10 protein-coding genes are annotated in these 19,874 nt (G+C 52.4%); 8 read left to right on the plus strand and 2 right to left on the minus strand.

What is annotated here, in order from left to right; all coding sequences use genetic code 11:
- Window positions 1–22: 22 nt before the first annotated feature.
- Together AC2YIT_RS24630 and AC2YIT_RS24635 are read left to right on the plus strand one after the other, a co-directional pair.
- Window positions 23–1,450, plus strand: a complete 1,428-nt coding sequence (locus AC2YIT_RS24630; RefSeq protein WP_487280936.1) for a S41 family peptidase — start codon at window positions 23–25, stop codon at window positions 1,448–1,450.
- A 28-nt stretch (window positions 1,451–1,478) separates the two neighbouring features.
- A complete protein-coding gene (locus AC2YIT_RS24635) occupies window positions 1,479–2,822 on the plus strand; it encodes a hypothetical protein (RefSeq protein ID WP_487280937.1) in 1,344 nt (447 codons plus the stop codon).
- A 66-nt stretch (window positions 2,823–2,888) separates the two neighbouring features.
- Here the strand turns inward: AC2YIT_RS24635 and AC2YIT_RS24640 are convergent, their stop codons facing one another.
- A complete protein-coding gene (locus AC2YIT_RS24640) occupies window positions 2,889–3,299 on the minus strand; it encodes a hypothetical protein (protein WP_430846889.1) in 411 nt (136 codons plus the stop codon).
- Window positions 3,300–3,534: 235 nt separating this feature from the next.
- Here AC2YIT_RS24640 and AC2YIT_RS24645 point away from each other — a divergent pair, with 235 nt between their 5' ends.
- The 6 genes from AC2YIT_RS24645 (at window position 3,535) to AC2YIT_RS24670 (ending at window position 17,272) form a co-directional block, all read left to right on the plus strand.
- The gene (locus AC2YIT_RS24645; RefSeq protein ID WP_487280938.1) at window positions 3,535–7,671 is read left to right on the plus strand and encodes a hybrid sensor histidine kinase/response regulator transcription factor; all 4,137 of its coding nucleotides are present in this window, start codon (window positions 3,535–3,537) and stop codon (window positions 7,669–7,671) included.
- 171 nt (window positions 7,672–7,842) lie between these two features.
- The gene (locus tag AC2YIT_RS24650; protein ID WP_430846893.1) at window positions 7,843–8,439 is read left to right on the plus strand and encodes an RNA polymerase sigma factor; all 597 of its coding nucleotides are present in this window, start codon (window positions 7,843–7,845) and stop codon (window positions 8,437–8,439) included.
- A gap of 125 nt (window positions 8,440–8,564) precedes the next feature.
- The gene (locus tag AC2YIT_RS24655) at window positions 8,565–9,770 is read left to right on the plus strand and encodes a FecR domain-containing protein (protein ID WP_487280939.1); all 1,206 of its coding nucleotides are present in this window, start codon (window positions 8,565–8,567) and stop codon (window positions 9,768–9,770) included.
- Window positions 9,771–9,916: 146 nt separating this feature from the next.
- A complete protein-coding gene (locus tag AC2YIT_RS24660; protein WP_487280940.1) occupies window positions 9,917–13,273 on the plus strand; it encodes a TonB-dependent receptor in 3,357 nt (1,118 codons plus the stop codon).
- Window positions 13,274–13,288: 15 nt separating this feature from the next.
- Window positions 13,289–14,905: a RagB/SusD family nutrient uptake outer membrane protein gene (locus tag AC2YIT_RS24665; protein WP_430846899.1), complete on the plus strand. Its 1,617-nt coding sequence runs from the start codon at window positions 13,289–13,291 to the stop codon at window positions 14,903–14,905.
- Between the two features lie 183 nt (window positions 14,906–15,088).
- Window positions 15,089–17,272, plus strand: coding sequence for an alpha-N-acetylglucosaminidase (locus AC2YIT_RS24670; RefSeq protein ID WP_487280941.1), 2,184 nt, complete (start codon window positions 15,089–15,091; stop codon window positions 17,270–17,272).
- Window positions 17,273–17,373: 101 nt separating this feature from the next.
- On the opposite strand, the gene AC2YIT_RS24675 is transcribed toward AC2YIT_RS24670, so the two are convergent.
- Window positions 17,374–19,872 (minus strand): glycoside hydrolase family 95 protein, encoded by a 2,499-nt coding sequence (locus tag AC2YIT_RS24675; protein WP_487280942.1) that lies wholly within the window; start codon window positions 19,870–19,872, stop codon window positions 17,374–17,376.
- Between the last annotated feature and the right edge of the window lie 2 nt (window positions 19,873–19,874).

Raw genomic sequence — 19,874 nt, forward strand, 5'->3', positions numbered from 1 at the left:
CAAAATTGCGGAAAATTTTAAAATGAAACTTCGTACACTACTCACTGCATTCCTGCAACTGGCTATATACTTAGCAACCGGTGCACAATCTTTGCCCGATAGAAAATATCCTTCCCACGCCCTGCTGTCCGACCTGGAAATGGTTCGCGCTGCGGTGGTAACCCTTCACCCCGGCTTTGGACGCTTCGGGCCGCGTGAGGAAGTCCTGCATGCGCTCGATTCGGTGAGAAACGTAATAGCCAGCAGTGACTCGACCTCCTTCATTTCTTTTTTCAGGATGGTGAATCCGGTCCTGACGAAAATCCGTTGCGGGCACACCAAGTTTTTTCCGCCCATGAAAGGATTTCCATTCTATTTTTTTACCGATAATCTCATCCCCATAATCGTGCGATTTGACAACAGCGGACAAACGCTGGTGATACGTTCGCAGCACCCGGAGGCTGTGGGGAAATATGTGAAACGCATTAACGGGCAACCGATCGATTCAGTTCTGCATGCATTACGTGCCCAGTTGTTTGTGGATGCGCACGTACAAACTTCCGCCGATGCGCAAATCCAGCAGTATTTCAGCGCCTGGTACGCCGATTTCATTCAGTCGGGCCGTGAGCGGTTTACGATCGTGCTGGCCGATGAGCAAGGGGAGGAAACGACCGTCGGGATGGCGGGCATCAGCACCGACGCCTGGCACGAGCTGAACCGGAATGCCTCTTATCTGATCAGTTATAATCACCTCAGTTTTCCTTCCGATACCGTGGCGAAACTTCGGATTGCGACGTTCTACCCGCAGCAGGGCGACAAGTACTTCCGGCGGTTTCTGGATTCGGCATTTGTGCAGATCGGCAGCCGCAAGGTGCAGCGGCTGGTCATTGACGTCAGGGGCAATGAAGGCGGAAACGATGGGTTAGGAAAACATTTGTATGCGCACATTGCCCGAAACGACTTCCGGTATTACGATCGCATTGAAGTGAAAGTGAAACGTAAAAGGGATGTTCCGAATAGGGGGAATGTCTACCTGCCGCGGTTTATCGGGCTGGCCAGATGGTTTATCCGGAAAGACGCTCAAGGCCGGTTGTTGTTCAGAAAGCACCAGAACCTCGGCATGCACCGCCCTCGCCGGCAGGCTTATACCGGAAATGTTACATTCCTGCTGGATGGACTGAGCTATTCTGTTACATCGGAGTTTCTGGCCGTCGCGCGCAACGAAAACCGGGGCATGTTCATAGGTGAAGAGTCGGGCGGGGCCTATCAGGGCGACAACAGCGGCACGTTCGCAATTTACAAACTGCCTGCTACCGGGCTGGACCTCGGTATTCCGCTTGCGGGTTACTACATGGCCGTTAGGCCCGAATCCGGTATCTCCCGCGGCATTATACCCGATATCACCCTGAGTCCCTCGCGAGAGGACCTGCTCTCAGGCCGCGACCCGGCCGATGCATTACTTGCCAAGTAAATTTTTACCCAATCACCATAAATCAGCCATGAAAATCAAAGTTTTAATTGCGGCGTCACTGGCGCTGCTGGCCGCGCATTTGCCCGCGCAGGCGCAGGACACCTTGCAGTACAAGCTCCGGCTTACCGTCCCGCTGGTGGACTATCCGCAGCTCACCGACCTCTCGCAGCGCTACGTGTCGATGGACCAGTCCCTCGAATATGCCAGGGGGATGTACGAGCTTTCATTCTGGGGAATAAACGCCCTGAGCGATGCCATCGTGCGCCCGAAGTCTCCCGGAAAAAGGATCTGGAATGGTATTCTCAAATACGGCATGACGCTCGGCTTTTCGCGTTTTGCGAGCGAACTGCCTATCCCGCTTGGGGAATGGGCGCACGAGGAGTTTCACCGGACGGTGCTGGGCGTGAACAGAATCGCCTCCAAAAACGGCAACTGGTTTCCAAACCGGTGGGACGGGACGGTTTACGGGATTACCGATGCCGCATTGTCAGCTTTGAAGCAAACGAACCCGAACGCGCTGCTTTATGCGTACACCGCCGGCGTGCAATCGGAAGTACTGCTTAATAAGCGCATTGTAGTGGAGGATTTTTACAAAAAGCGGAAGTTGCCCAAAGGGGCATTGGTGCTCTACAATGCCTGGTATGTGCACAACTATTTCCGGTTTTCAACCAGCCCCGGGAGCGATTCGGCCAAAGTATGGTCGCCGACATTCGAAAACCCGCTGGAAACGGAGCGTGATTTTGCCGGCGCTGACCTGACAGCCTGGGCTTATGATATGTTCAGTCCGGAAACCGCATTTACCGAGCGGACCAGATTCAAAGGCGGGGAGGGTGTCAACAGACGGGTAGGGTTTTCGGAGTTGAGTAAGGAGACCCAGGCCTTTCTGCTCAGGCAAAAAAAGCTCTCACTGCTCAACTACCTTAATCCTGCAATATTGATGATCAACAGGATACGATTGGGGCGGGGCGTTGCTTTCAGCTTCTTCACGCAGTACGCGCCTACCCATTTTGGCAATAGCATTTCGCTGATCTTACCCGTGCAGGTCGGCAATCGCGATCTGTTATTCGGCGCATATCGCTACGATAACCACGACCACAGATATTACGGGATTGAATTGGGCGTGGCCAACCACCGCCTCGCCGATAAATGGTGCGCCGACCTCACGCTGCAAGGCTGGCAACAGCCCGAATCGTTTTTGAAACAGGAACATCTGACGGGCGGAGCAGTCCGCGCCAGGCTGTTCCATGCCATCGGCAAGGGGCTTTCGGCCTATGTAGCACTCAATGGCAAAACCAGAGGATGGGAGATGGGCAGCCCTTATCTGGCGGCAAACCTGGCGGCCCAGTTCGGAATGCGGGTAGAAGTGCATTAAAAACCCCGCCCGACGCAGACGCGTTGCATGCAGCCGGGGCCTGATGGAGAATGACGTTGAACGGCGCTATTGAACCTGGATGACCACTTTTTCTTTTCCCTGCATCACCAGCTTGACCGGATATTCAATGAATCCCTCGTCTTTGTCGTAAATAATACGCAGGCGGTCGGGTTGGCGGCCCAGCTCGGACAGCCAACGGGCATAAAGCTGGGCGAATGCCTGCTTGTGGGTGATCTGCATTTCGGACAGCGATTCCTTCGCGGCCAGGTAGGTTCTGAAATCGTCCTGGGTTTTGCTGTCCTTTGAGTTGGGGTTATTGGTAAGGTCCATTACCAGCGTACCTTTCCACGGCGATTGTTGCCGGATGGAAAGATAAAGCCGCTTGAATAAAAGACTGGTTAAGGGTTTTTGGGAGTCAATTTTAGCGTGCCCGAGCGGGGTTTTTCCCAGTATCGGAACAATAGCGAGGGTGTTCATAAATTGTGGATCTTAGTGCTATTATGTGATGATTTGATGATTAATTTGTTCAAAACAAATGCGTTGCAAATAACCACTTTCAGCAGGGTACAATCATTGCCAGATCATACACATTTCTTGACAAATTGTTCATTTCTTCAAAAAAACGGCTCGTCAAACGGTTGCACAAATCCGGTTTAAGACGGAATTTTGCCCGGATATGGTATTCACCGAATATGTGATTGTATAAAATCTGATGAGGAGCCTGTTAATATCCCTGTGGCTGGTTGTGTGTATTGTTCCGGGCTATGTCTTTGGGCAGGGCTTCCCCTATAAGTTCAGCTACCTCACGGTGGACGAAGGTTTGTCGCATACCGATGTAAACGACCTCGCGCAGGACCGGAAGGGGTATATCTGGGTAGGGACCAATTTTGGCCTCGATCGTTACGATGGTTATTCGGTTCAGCAGTTTTACAATACCAATGTGCCGCTCCAGAATGCATTCAAAAACCGCATTATCGCGCTCCACCCCGATGGCGAAGACAAGATCTGGCTCAGTACCGAAAACGGAGTGCAATGCTTCGACCCCGCCAATGAGCGGTATATTGATTACACAATCCGGAAAACCAGCAAGAACCCCGTTTTCTGGAAGTTCTTCAAACCGACCGGTAACCTGATCTACGGCTTGACCGGTAATCAAATCAGGTTGTACCGGATCGTCGGTACTACCTTGGATGAGCTGCCGCTGAGCGTCCCGGCCGGTATTCGTTTTTTCGATATGCAGCCCGATCGGAACGGCGTCCTCCATTTTGCGAGCGACAAAGGGCTTTGGCGGCTCGAAGGCAAGCGGCGGTTTGTCAAGGTGCCGGTGAGCGGTTTGCCGTCGGAAAGTCTCAGGCGAATTTTTTTTGATAACCGGAACAATCTGCTCATTGCTTCCGGCAACCAGGTACTGCTGGCGGGCGGCGGGCAATTGCCTTTTGTTAAAAAGCAATTCACCTGCGCCGAATGTACGCCTATCGTCGGGATAGCGGCAGGTAATGGCCCGGATTACTGGGTCAATACCCGCACGGGATTGATCCGGCTGGATGGCAATCTGAATATGATCCAGAAAATCGACGAGGTATCCGCGCCGCGCAGCTTGAATTCCACCGCCGTCGTTCGCGTTTATATCGACCGGTCGGATTGCCTGTGGGTCGGGACGTCGGGTGGAGGGCTCAATTATTTCGATCTGAACCAGAAGCTTTTTTATACGATGCGGCATGATCCCGGGCAGGCAAATTCGCTGACCGGCAGCTACGTACGTTCGATTTATGAAGATGGAAGCGATCTCTGGATCGGTACCAATGCGGATGGCCTGGATTTTTACGACCGAAAATCGGGAGCCCACACCAATTATAATGCCGTGAATTCGTCCGTCAGGCTGCGGAATGATAATGTCGCCGCATTGGCATTTGACGCCGCCCATAACTTATGGATCGGTACCGAGTCGGGAATCGATATTCTCCGGCCCGACAAAAAGACAATATGGAAGCCCGACGGCCATGAACAGTTTCCCAGTTTCGGGATAACCACGCTGGTGGCCGACTACTACGGAAACATCTGGTACGGAAATCTCGAAAAGCTCGGGGTGATATGGAAAGACGCGACAGGGAGATACCGCGTCCGGGAATATGACGAAGGACATTTTATTCTGGCTGAAAAGGACAAACCGGAATTGTTTGTCGCGACCAGGCAGGGCGTGAAACGTATTACAGTCGATGCGCAGGGGCGCGTTTTGCGGACCATCAGTTACCGGGCGACGTCGCAGCCGCATTCGCTCAGTTCGGATTACAGCGCCGTGATAGGCAGGCAGAATGACAGTACCTACTGGATCGGCACGATCGGCGGCGGGCTGCACCGCCTCTCGCTGCGTGAGCGCGACCGCTCCACACGTATCGAGCATTTTGGAGAGAACCATGGCATTTTCAATGATGTGGAAGGCATCGAGATCGACGGCGATAACATCTGGCTGGGAGGAAACGGCTTGCTATGCCTCAATTCGAAGACGGGGAAACTGATCCGTTACGACAAAAACGACGGTTTGCAGGGGAACAGTTTCAAAATCAGGTCGTCGTTCAAAGCGGCCGACGGGAAAATGTATTTCGGGGGCATCAACGGCCTGAATTATTTTTATCCGCAGCAAATCCGCCCCAACACCATCGCCGCCAAGCCGGTTTTTACCGGAATCCTGATCAACAACCGGCGGCCTGAAATCGACGGATCGGCCGATACGGACGATGTGGTGAGCCAGGCCATCGGCTATGGTGAGAATGTGCAGCTCAATTATCAGCAGAATAACTTCATCGTTTCCTTCTCGGCCATGCATTTTGCCAACCCGCTTAAATGCAGGTACCGCTACAAGCTGATCGGCTTTGACAACGACTGGAATTACACCGATGGCAATAACCCCAGGGCCGGATACAGCAACCTGAGTTATGGAAATTACCGGCTCGTGCTCGAAGCGACCAACAACGACGGCATATGGAGCAGGCGCCGCGCCGAAATCAGCATTAACATCAGTCCGCCGTGGTGGAAGACCGACCTGGCTAAGGCGCTCTACGCCCTGCTGGCCATTTCCGCATTGGCGGGTATTTACTTTTACCAGGCGCGCTGGCACCGGCTCAAAAGGGAAATAGAGGTGCGCGGGGTAGCCGAACAGGAGCGGGAGGAAATACACCGCCAGCGGGAAGAATTTTACCAGCAGCAGCTGATGTTCTTCACCAATGTTTCGCACGAATTCCGCACGCCGCTGTCGCTGATACTCGGCCCGCTGGAAAGTCTGATAAGCCAGAACAACGACGCCGCGCTCGGGCATTCCTACCAGCTCATGCACCGGAATGCAAAGCGGCTTATCAATCTCATCAGCGAACTGATGAACTTCAAAAAAGTATCCGATAGTCTGATTAAATTGCAGGTGAGGCCCCTGGCAGTCAGTGAGTTTTGCAAGCAGCTGACAGCGGAGTTCGATGGTGTGGCAGCCAGCAAGAACATTGTATTGAATCTCATCGACCATACGCAGAAGAAAACCCACTGGCCGTTAATGGGACTTTTCGATGCCCAGATTCTCGAAAAGATACTGCTGAACCTGCTGAATAACTCGTTCAAATACACGCAGGATGGGGGAGAGGTCACCTTTGAAATTTTTACCGACCTCAGCCGATTCAAACGGTCGTTCGAGACGGGTTTCGAACTGCTGCACCAGACGCACCGGGCCCGAAAGTACCTGTATTTCCGTGTAGCGGATACCGGTATCGGTATTTCGGCCGATACCATTACCCGGATTTTCGATCGCTACTACCGCATCAGCAGCGACCACCTGGGCTCGGGCGTGGGGCTTGCGCTCGTCAAGAGCCTCACGCACCTGCACAAAGGCGACATATATGTGTACAGCGAGCGCTACAAGGGCACCGAGATTATCATCGGGATACCTCTGGGAGAAGAAAACTGGGGCGAGACGGAGCGTGCGCCATCCACTTTCGAGCCGGAGGTGCGGCTCGAACCTACTGATCATTCGATCCTGGCACCTCTTACCGATCCCGTTTCGGGCCGGCAGGAGGGTGTCCAGTCAGGAAAACGCATCCTGCTCGTGGATGACAATGCCGAGTTGCGTATTTTCTTGAAGCAAAGGTTTGAGCAGCAGTATTTTATATACGAGGCCGCCGATGGTGATACAGCCATGAAGCTGGCCGCGGAAAAGGTGCCCGACCTGATTATCAGCGACGTGATGATGCCGGGTATCAGCGGCATCGAGCTTTGCCGGCAGATCAAGGAGCGTTTTGAAACCAGCCATATTCCGTTCATTATCCTCTCGGCAAAGGACGCACTCACCAGCAAGATCGAGGGAATGGAATCGGGCGCGGATTTTTATTTTTCCAAACCGCTGAGCATTGACCTGCTAATGCTGACGGTCAATAACGTCTTCGAGCAGCGTGAAAAACTTCGCAAAAAATTCACCAACAATTATCTTTCGGAGGCCAGCGAACTGGTGCATTCGGAGAAAGACAAGGAGTTTTTCCAGGCATTGCTGAAGCTCATCGAAGATCATATGGAAGACCCGAACCTGGATGTCGACTTCCTCTGCCGGCATTTATACACCAGCCGGACCAAACTGTACCAAAAGATCAAAAGCATTACCGATCAGTCCGTCGGGGACTTCGTGCGTACGATCCGGTTAAAAAAAGCAATCCAGATCATGACCCACGAAGACATCCCGCTCAACAAGGTCGTTGACCGTGTCGGTTTGCAAAGCAGCTCCAACTTTTCGAGGGTATTCAAGAAGGAATATGGTAAGTCGCCATTGCAATTCATGCAGGCACTGAAACGGGAGGCGTCGGGCGGGGCCCGCGAGTGAGTGGAAGTAACCAGCTGTGGTGCCGGGCAAGAAGCGGATGTGTGCGGTTCCGTGCTTGTTATGCTTTTTGTTTTGTTTGCGCTATCCCATACTTTTGTTTAAATTGTAATGGATTTTTAGAATAATATATTGCCTTTTGGTTACTTGTTAGGTATTAATTCTGTATAACGTTTGAGTGAGGCTTATCTGGATCGGGAAAAGAATCTTTTGCTTTCTGTTGCACAGGGAAGTCAGGCTGCTTTTGTCACACTCTTTCACCGTCATAAGCACAAACTGTACAGCTACACGCTGCGGCTGACGCAATCGGAAATGTTGGCGGAGGATATCGTCCAGGATGTGTTTATGAAGCTCTGGGTGGAACGTGCCGCGATGGCTTCCATCGACAACTTCGGAAACTATATTTTCCGGATGGCTAAAAATCAGGTACTCAATCATTTCAAGCGTGTAGCCCACGAAATGGCGATCGTTTCAGAGATGTTCCGGGATGGCGACCAGGCGGGTAACAATGCCCAGGATATGCTCGCTGCGCGGGAGGTGGAGCAAGTGCTGAAATCCGTCGTGGAGGCGCTGCCGCCTCAGCAGAAGACGATCTACCGGCTGAGCCGCGATGAAGGCAAAAGCCATGAAGAGATTGCCGGACTCCTGAAAATCTCGCCCAACACCGTCAAAAACCACATGGTGCAGGCAATGGCGACCATTCGCCACCAGCTCCGCCGCCACGCCGATTCACTGCTCGTCGTGACCGCTCTACTCGCTTTAAAAAAATAAATCAAAAATTTTCGGTGCAGACTAGTCCCTGCCGTTTTCCCGATTGTCTTTCATTTGGCAACCGGTCGTAACCGCTTGCTTTTGTTTGAAACAAATAGCCGGATGGCCGAATTAAATAAGGATCAATGCCGGAATGGAGATATTTTATGAACGACGAGCGGATAGGCCTTCTGATAGGCAAATTGATGGACGGAACGCTTGCTGTTTCTGAAAAACGGGAGCTGGCAGAATGGATACGCCTGAACCCCGACGATGAACGCATTGCCCGGGGACTGGAACGGCTTTGGGATACTTTCGAACCCCGCGAGCCGATGCCTGAGGCTGTATCGGACCGCATTCTGTCGAACATTTTCCCGTCGGAGGAAACAACCTTCGATGAGCCGGAACAGGCGCGCGGCATTACCTGGCTCTGGCCTAAGCTGGTAGCGGCGGCACTTTTGATCGGATTCGGGCTCTACTGGTGGAAAGGCTACCAGGGTAAGGTGCAACTGGCGCAGCAGAAGGTGGCCACGGTGCAACCAGCCGATCTGCCTCCTGGCGGCAATAAGGCGGTCCTGACACTCGGTGACGGGTCGAGTATCACGCTGGATAGCGCGGGTAACGGGTTGCTCGCGAGCCAGGGCGGCACGAGCGTAACGCAAGCGGGCAAAGGCCAGCTGGTGTACAAGGAGGGGCGGGAGCCTGGCGGCATACCGGTGATCAATACGGTGACTACGCCCAAGGGCGGCCAGTTCCACATTGTATTGCCCGACGGAACGGGCGCATGGCTGAATGCCGCGTCGAGCCTCCGCTTCCCGACCGCATTCACCGGCAAGCAGCGGAATGTGGAGATTACCGGCGAGGTATACTTCGAAGTGGCGCATAACAAGCATATGCCTTTCGTGGTGAAAAATGGTGAAACACGGATCACCGTGCTGGGTACGCATTTCAATGTGATGGCTTACGACGACGAGAAGGTGATGCGTACGACGCTGCTCGAAGGGGCAGTAAAAGTGTCGCGGGGAATCAGCGAGGTGCTGCTCGCGCCGGGCCAGCAAGCTCGCATCAACGCGGGTACGGGCAACGTGAGGATAGTGGAAGGCGTGGATACAGACAAGGAGCTTTCCTGGAAAAACGGCTATTTCCAGTTCGAAAACGAGAGCCTGGAAAGCGTTATGCGGCAGGTATCGCGCTGGTATGATGTAGAGGTGCAGTATGAAGGAAATACCCGCGGAGAGAATTTTACGGGCCGGCTGCCGCGCAACTCCAATGTATCCAAACTGCTGAAAATCCTTGCATTGAGCGGGGTGAAGTTCAGGATCGAAGATAAAACCATTATTGTGACACCGTAAACCTCCTGCCTATGACCGAATAACGACTACTTCGCCGGTGTCTGCAAAAAAAGATCGGGAACGTTGCAACCGCTCCCGATCCCGCAAGAGCCTGGCAACCGTAAACAATTGTCCTACTGTTTAGTACCAACTCTCAAGACAAAAGTATGAACCACAACTCTTTTATCCAAAAGGGGCTGGGGGCTTTATATGCCTATGAAGGACCGCCCCGCTCCCCCTTTATCAGGGCCATTCTGGTTATGAAACTGATCTTTATTTTTTCGTTCGCATTCTGCATGCAGGTAAGCGCCAGCAGCTTTTCGCAGAAGATCACCATCCTGGCGAAGAATGCACCGCTGGAAAGGGTTTTGAAGGAAATCGAAAAACAGAGCGGCTACTCGTTCTGGTATAAAACGGAACTGATCCAGAAGTCGGAAAGGGTGACGATCTCCATGCGGGAGAGCACCCTCGAAGAAGTATTGGCCAAATGTTTCGTGAACCAGCCGCTGGAATATTCCATCGTGGACAAAACGGTGGTTTTGCAGGCCAAGAAGCAGTTGAAGATAGCACCTCCGGCCCCCAAAGCCTCGCAACTGATCAAGGGGCAGGTGATGGGCTCGGACGGAAAGCCGCTCGTAGGCGTGACTGTAGTTGTGAAGGCCAGCAAGCTCGGGACTGTGACGGACGCCGACGGAAATTTTTCGATCGATGTGACGGATACGGATGTACTTGTTTTTTCTTACATCGGGTTTGAATCCAGGGAAGTTCTGGTTGGCAAGCAAACGAACATTTCGGTTGCATTAAAGGAAGCCAACACTACCCTGAATGAGGTGGCAGTAGTGGGTTATGGTCAGCAGTCGCGGAAAAATCTGACGAGTGCGGTCAGTACGGTCAAAAGGGAGGAACTCAATAACGGCGCCATTACCGATGTAGGACAGTTACTTCAGGGGAAAGTGCCGGGACTGAACATCACTGCCAGCGGGGACCCCAACAAGCCGGCGGCGGTGGTGATGCGCGGTGCGTCCACGATTAACAGCGCGCAGGGGCCGTTTTACGTGATCGACGGTGTGCCCGGGGCCGATATTGCCACCATTGCGCCGGATGATATCGCTTCTATCGATGTGTTGAAAGACGCGGCTGCGACGGCCATCTATGGTAACCGCGCCGCCAATGGTGTGATCATGGTCACCACCAAGAAGGGAAAAGCAGGCACGATGCAGATTTCCTATAACGGTTATGTGGGTATCGAGAAGGTTTCGAACAAACTGGATATGATGACCGCGGACCAGCTGAGGGCCTTTCTGGATAAAAACGGCATCGGCTTTACGCCTGCGGATGACAAAGGGGCCAATACAGACTGGCAGTCGTCTATCCAGAAAAAGACCGCGGTTTCCACCAATCACAACTTGTCTTTCAATGGCGGCGGCGAACACACGACTTACGCCGCGAGTTTGAATTACGTGAAGAAAGACGGTATCCTGCTGAACAGTGATCTGACCCGCGTCATCGGCCGTTTGTCCGTTGAGCAGCGTGCCTTGAAGGACAAATTGAAATTCGGCTTCTCGGTTACAAACTCGCATAGTAATGCCAACGATATTCCTTATCGTAATACTGTTTTGCTGCAATCCACTTCTTACCTGCCTGTTTCGCCGATCAGAAAAGAGGACGGTTCCTATTTTGAAAATTTTCAGAACACCAACTACTACAATCCGGTGGCGATGATCCACAACAGTGAGATGAATACGAAATCGAACAATCTCATCGGAAGTTTTAAAACGCAGGTGGAGCTGCCTTTCGGGCTGACTTACAATCTGGATATCTCGTACCTGAATACCAATGCCTTGCAGGGAACGTACTACAATAAATATTTTACGAACAATTACAATAATATGTACGATAACCCGGATCCGGGGGTAGATTTCCATAAGGTCCAATCATTCGGGAAAAACGGGCAGGCAAACAGGAGTTCGTACCAGAATACCAGTAAAATCCTGGAAACTTACCTGACCTGGAACAAGGAATTCGGCGATCATTCCATCAATGCGGTAGTAGGTTACTCGTGGCAGAACAACAAGGTAGGCCAAGGTTTTCAGGTAACGACCAGCAACTTCCCGGTCGATAACGTAACTTACAATAACCTCGCTTTGAGTAATCCATACGGCACCTCGGGATATCAGATCAGCTTTGGGCCGGATGGAGTTTATCAGGAAACGCAGCTGATTTCCGATTTTGCCAGATTCAACTACAACTATAAAAGCAAGTATTTGCTGCAAGGGTCGGTCAGAAGGGACGGCAGCTCGGTGTTCGGGGCCAATAATCAATGGGGTTACTTTCCTTCGGTAGGTGCCGCGTGGAGAATCAGCCAGGAAGGTTTCATGGAAAGCCAGCATGTCTTCAGTGACCTGAAACTGAGAGCCAGCTATGGCGTTACAGGTAATGCCACCGGCTTCAATGCCTACACGGCGCAATTCATCTCTGGCGCTTTGGGTACGTACTACTACAATGGCTCACTCACAGGTGCATACGGTCCGACGAAGTCCGAAAATGCTAATCTGAAATGGGAGAAAACGGCTACGACCAATGTCGGTCTCGACTTTGCCGTGCTGGGCAACCGGGTAAACGGTTCACTCGAAGTATATGATAAAAACACCACTGGGATGATCTATTCCTACACGGTGGATCCGATCCTGGTGCCATCGGGAAGCATTGTAGCAAATGGCGGAAGCGTGAATAACAAAGGCGTTGAGTTCAACCTTAATGCGAAAATAGTGGACCGGACTAATTTCAGCTGGACGAGCGGAATCAATTTGGCGCACAATAAAAACGAGATCACCAGCCTTACGAATCCCCTGTTTGCGGGCGGAGATTCCGTATTGTTGTCGCGTCCCGAGGGCGGCGGGCAGTCGGGAAGGTCACTTCAGATCCTGAAAGCGGGCCGTCCGTTGGGACAATTCTTTTCGTTCCTGTACGCCGGAAAAAATGAAGCGGGCGTTTCTCAATTCGTAGCCGCAGACGGTAGCCTGACGACCACGCCGGTAGTTGGAAAGGACTATCACTACCTGGGTAGCTCGCAACCCAAGTTGATGATGGGCTGGACGAACAGCCTGAGGTACAAAAACTTCGATTTGAACGTGTTCGTGAGGGGTGTATTCGGAAACAAGATCTTCAATGCGACCCGCGCCGACCTGTTCAGGCCGAGTACTGCGCAGTATGCCAATATTCTCGCGGAAGTGGCCAACGAACCGGTGAGTGATTTCAATGCTTACGTTTACTCGTCGCGTTTCCTGGAAAGCGGCAGTTTTGTGAGGCTCGATAATGCTACGCTGGGCTATAATTTCAAGAAGCTGGGGCCGTATGTCAAAAATCTGAGGGTTTATACTTCCGTCAACAACTTGTTTGTCATCACCAAATACAAAGGTGTGGATCCGGAGGTTAACCAGGGTGGCATTGCGCCGGGCGTTGACTACAACAACTTCTATCCGAAGACCCGTACGTTTCTATTCGGTCTGAATATTTCCATCTAACATCGAAGCAGGATCATGAAGAATTCATATATAAAACTAGTTTTCTCAACGCTGGCGGCAACCGCGCTGTTTGCCTGCCACGACCTGGACGTGCCGGTCACGACCGCGCTGACGACCGACGTTTTCCCGAGTACGGATGAACAATTCATTTCCGCAGCCGGGCCTGTTTATGTGGCACTGAGGGGGAATTTCGGAGCGGAAGCCTATCAGATCGCGGCATATAGCACGGATGAGGGCATTATGCCCGCCCGGGGAGGTAACTGGTACGACGGCGGTCAAAACCAGACTTTGCATCTGCACACCTGGACGGTGGACAACGGCTATGTGAACGGCCACTGGACCTGGTTGTCGACCATTATCGGCGTCGCCAACCAGACGCTCTCCATTCTGGAACAGAAAATGCCCGACGGCGCAGCGAAGCAAACGAGCCTGGCGGAGATCAAAATGGTACGCGCATTAGCCTATTTCATGATGATGGATAGTTTTGGGAATGTGCCTATCTATACGACTTACGGTGATTTTGCACCCAAAACCAACTCGCCCAGGACAGAAGTTTTCAATTTTATCGAAAAAGAAATCCAGGATGCGATCCCCAATCTGAACGATGTATCGGGCGTGTCTCAATACGGAAGGCCCAACAAATGGACTGCCTATGCCTTGCTGGCCAAAATGTACCTGAACGCCGAGTACTACACCGGCACAAACCGGTATAACGATTGCATTGCCGCCTGCGACAAGGTGATCGGTTCGGGATTGTATGCATTGGAGCCCAGAAACAGTTATCTGAACATGTTCTATCCGAACAACGGGCCTCAGATGAAGGAGTTTATTTTCGCGATTCCTTACGACCCGGCGCAAACCAATACTTTCCCATTCAGAAGCGTCAACATCCGCGCGCGGTACGACATTCCGAGAAGCATGGTTAAGAAGTTCAACCTGCCGTATACGCCTGCCGGAAGTGCTTGTACACTGCCGGAATATTACGCCAATTTCAATGATGAAGGCGATATCCGTAACAAGCAATGGCTTACCGGGTTGCAGTATATGAACGACGGCGTCACCCCGCTGACTGTTACGACGACCAAAATCGGTTACGATCAGTTTTACAAAGGCAGCGATCCGTCAGCACCCTACACTTACCAGGTGAAACTGACGCCGGAAGTGGTACTGCGTCAGGACGTAGCTTCTTTTGACGCGGGTAACGATGAAATCGCCTGGCACATGGGGTACCGCAATATGAAGTTTTACCCCGATGCGAGTTCGCTCAACCGGAATCAGAACAATGATATCCCCGTCTTCAGATATTCTGATATTATTTTGATGAAAGCCGAGGCGATACTACGCGGCGGAAGTCCGACGCTTGGTCATACCGCATTGTCGCTGGTGAATGAGCTGCGGGCGCAGCGGACCACCTCGCCGGCTTTAACGAGCGTTAATCTTGAATTTATTTACGCGGAAAGAGCGCGTGAATTTGTCTCGGAGGGCTGGCACCGGAATGACATGATCCGTTTCGGGAAGTTCGAGGGCAAATGGGGCTACAAAACCGATTCGGACGTGAACAAGCGCATTTTCCCGATCCCAAGAGTGGCGCTGCAACTCAACCCTGCCCTGGTCCAGAATCCGGGTTATTGATTTACAACATTCTCCGTAGCCGCATTTCGGGTACGGAGAATGCTTTCATTCACATCGTTCCAGTCGCAGCATTCAGCTGCCGACAGGCCAATCATTCCGTATTTTAAAATGAATCATTTCCGTAATGGTGGTTCTTCTCCTCGATGGTTGGGAAGGGTCAACCGGTTTTGTCTTACCTTTTTGATGAGTGTTCTCGCGAAGACTTCCATCGCCCAGGCGGTTGTCAATCCCGCAAGTTCCCTGATACAGAGAGTGGTCCCAACGCACGCTTCGCATTTTCAGGTTGAGGAACTGCATTCGGGGTCGGGTAAGGATGAATTTGAAATCGAAAGTAAAGCGGGTAAAATCGTCCTTCGTGGTTCCAGCGGCGTAGCGATAGCCTCTGCCTTATACCATTACCTCACCGAATATGTGCATTGCCAGATTACCTGGAATGGTACAAACCTGACGCTGCCTGCCCAATTACCCGTCGTGCCGACCAAAGTGCGGAAGGAAACGGTGTACCGGTATCGTTATAATCTCAATTACTGCACTTTCAATTACAGCATGAGCTGGTGGGGCTGGGACCGTTGGCAGAAGGAGATCGACTGGATGGCCCTGCATGGCATCAACATGCCGCTCGCCATTACCGGGGAAGAGTATGTGTGGTTGCAGGTGTACAAGGAGATGGGTTTTACAGAAGAGGATCTCAAAGACTTTTTCAGCGGTCCGGCCTATTTTGGCTGGTTCTGGATGGGTAATCTCGATGGCTGGGGTGGTCCGTTGCCGCTGAGCTGGATGGAAAGCCACAAGACTTTGCAACAGCAGATCGTCCGGCGCGAACGGGAGTTGGGGATGAAACCAGTGCTGCCCGCATTTACCGGGCACGTTCCGGCGGCGTTCCGCAAGAAATATCCCAACGCCCAGCTGAAAGCGACCAACTGGACCAACGGTTTCGGGGATACCTACATTCTCGACTCACAAGACCCGCTTTTTGCGGAGATAGGGAAGCGTTTTTTGGATAAACAAAAAGAACTTTACGGCACCGACCACCTCTATTCGGCTGATACATTCAATGAAAACGAGCCACCTACCGACGATCCCGCTTACCTTTCCAAACTCAGCGAGCGTATTTACCAGGGGATGCAGCAGGCTGACCCCGAAGCCGTGTGGGTAATGCAGGGCTGGCTATTTTACAGCGACCGCAAGTTCTGGAAAGCGCCGCAGATTGAAGCATTGCTCAATGCGGTACCCGACGACCGGATGCTGTTGCTGGACCTGGCCGCGGAAATAGAGCCGGTTTGGAAGCGGACGGACGCTTTTTACGGGAAGCCCTGGATATGGAACATGCTCAACAACTTCGGCGGCAATGTGAACCTCTTCGGACGAATGGATGGCGTAGCCCAGGGACCAGCGGCGGCCTGGAACGACCCCGCCAAAAAGCGCATGGAAGGGATTGGGCTGACGATGGAGGCCATCGAGCAGAATCCCGTCATTTACGAACTGATGATGGACCACACCTGGCGGACAACGCCCATCGACCTCGATGATTGGCTTCCCAAATATGCACGCAACCGGTATGGGAAAGACGACGAGCGGCTGGTAAAGGCGTGGCAAATCCTCCGCCGCACTGCTTACAACGGCATGGAAATACGCGACGGGGCCGAGTCGATCATTACCGGCAGGCCTACGCTGGACTCTACCACCGTATGGACCCGGACTAAGCTGAACTACCCGCCCGCCGACCTGCTTCCGGCCTGGAATCTCTTCATGGCGGTGGCGATAAAAGGGCCTCATACCGAAGGTTTCCTCTACGACCTGACTGATATTTCGCGCCAGGTACTGGCCAACTATGCATTGGTCGTGCAGAAACGGTGGGTAGAGGCGTTTCGCAGCGGAGATAAAGCAGCTTTCGAAAAAAACAGCCGCGCTTTTCTTGAACTGATCACAGACCTGGACCTGCTGCTGGCGACCCGCAAAGACTTTTTGCTCGGCCCGTGGATTGCCTCGGCGAGGCAATGGGGGACTACGCCTGCGGAAAAGGCACTTTACGAGCAAAATGCCCGTGACCTGATCACGCTATGGGGCGATGCGGACAGTCCGTTGCATGAATATGCCAACCGCCAGTGGAGCGGGCTGCTCAACGACTTTTATAAGGTGAGGTGGGAGCGGTTCTTTGGTATGTTGGAGAATTCAATGAAATCCAAGACAACGCCTGATTGGCAGGGTTTTGAAAAATCAATCCGCCAATGGGAGTGGCAATGGGTGAATACGCGAAAGGACTATCCTGTCGAGCCGAAGGGAAATAGCGCGAAAGTGGCCACGATGCTGCATGCAAAGTACCAGCGCCAGATCCGCGATGCCTATCGTACGGGCGCGAGGCGTTAACCACATTACTACCAATAGAAAACAGCCCGGTTACTGATCGCAACCGGGCTGTTTTATTGAAAAGACTTTTATATTGATTTCAGATACAGACCTGAATGCAATCAGTTAACAGCCAGAACCTGATAGGTTTTACCTTTAACGGTCTTAAACTCGGTAATATACCCGGCGTCAGTCTTCGTGGTGGTTGCGCCGGCTACTTTCACAGGTGCATTGGTTTTGATCCTGCATACTTGGCCGTCCAGTGATTTGATGACCGAGCTCGTCAGTTTTCCATTTTTCCAGTTTATATCCACTTCAAACCCGGAACGCGCGCGAAGCCCCCTGATGCTGCCTTCCTTCCAGTCGGATGGGAGGGCGGGTAAAAGGTGTATTTCTTTCAAATGGCTCTGGATCAGCATTTCAGACATCCCCGCAGTTCCCGCAAAGTTTCCGTCGATCTGGAAAGGCGGGTGGGCGTCGAAAAAGTTAGGGTATGTCCCGCCGCCTTTGTATTCGCTATTGCCTTCATTGGTGTATTTCATCAGCTGTCGAATGAGCTTGTAGGCGTGGTCGCCGTCGAGGAGCCGCGCCCAGAAATTGATTTTCCAGCCCTTGCTCCACCCGGTTCCATGGTCGCCACGCACTTCGAGCGTTTTCCTGGCTGCCTGGAAGTATTCCGGCGTGTTTTGAGAAATCTGACGTCCCGGGTGCAGTCCGAACAGGTGCGATACGTGGCGGTGCAAGGTGTCGGTTTCCTCAAAGTCTTTGTACCATTCCTGCAACCTGCCGCGCTTGTCTATTTTCAGCGGGTAGAGTTTAGCCCTTTTTTCAATCAGCAACTTTTTAAATTCCGGATCATTGCCTAGCACATCCGCTGCATCGATGAGGTTCGAAAACAGATCGTACACAATGGAAATGTCCATGGTAGTAGCTACCGAAACGGCCGCTTCCCCGCCTTTGGGGTCTTTGAACTTGTTCTCCGGGGAAGTGGAAGGGGCTGTCACCAGGTAACCGTCCTGATCTTCTACCAGCCAATCGAGCGTAAATAGCGCTGCTTCCTTCATGAGCGGATAGCCCTTGTCACGCAGGAATGCCTTGTCGCCCGAAAACCGGTAGTGCTCCCACAGGTGCTGGCACAGCCAGTTGGCACCCATATACCAGTTGGCCCACACCGGATCGCCATCCCCGACATTACCCACCGGGTTGGACATGCCCCATATGTCCGCATTGTGGTGTGCCACCCAGCCCCGTGCACCGTAAAATTCCTTTGCCGTCACCTTGCCGGTTTGGGAAAGGTCTTTGATCCAAGCGAGCAGGGGCATATGCATTTCCGAAAGGTTCGTCACCTCTGCCGGCCAGTAGTTCATCTGCGTGTTGATATTGATCGTGTAGTTGGAACTCCAAGGCGGCCGCATTTCCTTGTTCCATATGCCTTGCAGGTTCGCAGGCGGGCCCGCGGGTACGCCCGGTAGTGCGGGACGTGAAGACGAGATCAGCAAATACCTTCCGTATTGATAGTAAAGCACTTCGAGCTTCGGATCATAATCTCCTTTTGAGTAGGCTTTCAGGCGCTCGTCGGACGCCAGTTTCAGATTGGGGTTGTCGGGTGTGTGATCCGTCAGCTCGAACTTCACGCGGTTGAAATAGGTATGATAATCAAGTTCGTGTCGATTTTTGAGATCGGTATAGGGCCTGGCTAGCGCCTTGTCCAGGTAACCTTTGGCCAGCGCTTTCTCATCTTTCCCGTCTTTGTCAGGGCATTTATCAAATCCGTTGAAGCTCGTGGCCGCCGACAGGTATACAAACACTTCGGTCGCATCTTTCACTTTAATCCCCGAGGTGTCCGTGGAAATAATGCCGTCCTTGCTTACCGCTTTGATCCTGAATTGAAACCTCGTGCCGTTGCAGCCATTGGGATCGTCGTAAATGATCGGCTCCTGTCCGGGTGGATTGTAATAGTTCGGATTAACATGCGAGGGAGCTTTGCCGCTTACTACGAGCTCTTTTCCGGCGGTTTCGCGCTTAAAATGCAGCTGGCTGCTGGCCGAAACCGTGAAGTTGAGCTGTTTCGGTTTTGAAGCCGATATTCTCATAACCAGAATGTTGTCGGGCGCCGAGGTGAAAATTTCCCTTTTGTAGCTGACACCGTCGACGGTGAAGCTCGTGCTGGCTATGGAATTGGCAATATCCAGGTCCCGGTAGTAGCCGGTTGGTTTTCTACCAGCAAGGTCCTGTGTGATCCGCAAGTCACCCATCGGCATATACGACTCGGTATAGAGCCCCTGCATCTTTTTGAGTAATGCATTAGCTTTCTGGTAGTCCTGCTCTTTCAAAAGCGCTTCCCTGACTTGCGGGAGATACGACGCCGAGGCCGGGTTCACATTCGTTTTCACAGGCCCGCCCGACCAGAGCGAGCTCTCGTTGAGTTGCAGCAATTCCTGTTCAACGCCTCCGAAGATCATCGCGCCAATATGCCCGTTCCCAACCGGCAATGCCTCCACCCATCTGGCGGCCGGCTGTTTATACCAAAGTTTCAGCTCCGCAGGCTTCTGCGCGAACGAGCCGAAACACCAAAGCCCCAAAAGTGAGACAGCAATTAACTTTCTGGGTAAAAGATTCATAA

The sequence above is a fragment of the Dyadobacter sp. SRI_021 genome (assembly GCF_057586235.1).

Coding starts and splice junctions, on each gene's coding strand:
- AC2YIT_RS24630 (WP_487280936.1), top strand. CDS start 23: ATGAAACTTCGTACACTACTCACTGCATTCCTGCAACTGGCTATATAC.
- AC2YIT_RS24635 (WP_487280937.1), top strand. CDS start 1,479: ATGAAAATCAAAGTTTTAATTGCGGCGTCACTGGCGCTGCTGGCCGCG.
- AC2YIT_RS24640 (WP_430846889.1), bottom strand. CDS start 3,299: ATGAACACCCTCGCTATTGTTCCGATACTGGGAAAAACCCCGCTCGGG.
- AC2YIT_RS24645 (WP_487280938.1), top strand. CDS start 3,535: ATGAGGAGCCTGTTAATATCCCTGTGGCTGGTTGTGTGTATTGTTCCG.
- AC2YIT_RS24655 (WP_487280939.1), top strand. CDS start 8,565: ATGCCGGAATGGAGATATTTTATGAACGACGAGCGGATAGGCCTTCTG.
- AC2YIT_RS24660 (WP_487280940.1), top strand. CDS start 9,917: ATGAACCACAACTCTTTTATCCAAAAGGGGCTGGGGGCTTTATATGCC.
- AC2YIT_RS24665 (WP_430846899.1), top strand. CDS start 13,289: ATGAAGAATTCATATATAAAACTAGTTTTCTCAACGCTGGCGGCAACC.
- AC2YIT_RS24670 (WP_487280941.1), top strand. CDS start 15,089: ATGAGTGTTCTCGCGAAGACTTCCATCGCCCAGGCGGTTGTCAATCCC.
- AC2YIT_RS24675 (WP_487280942.1), bottom strand. CDS start 19,872: ATGAATCTTTTACCCAGAAAGTTAATTGCTGTCTCACTTTTGGGGCTT.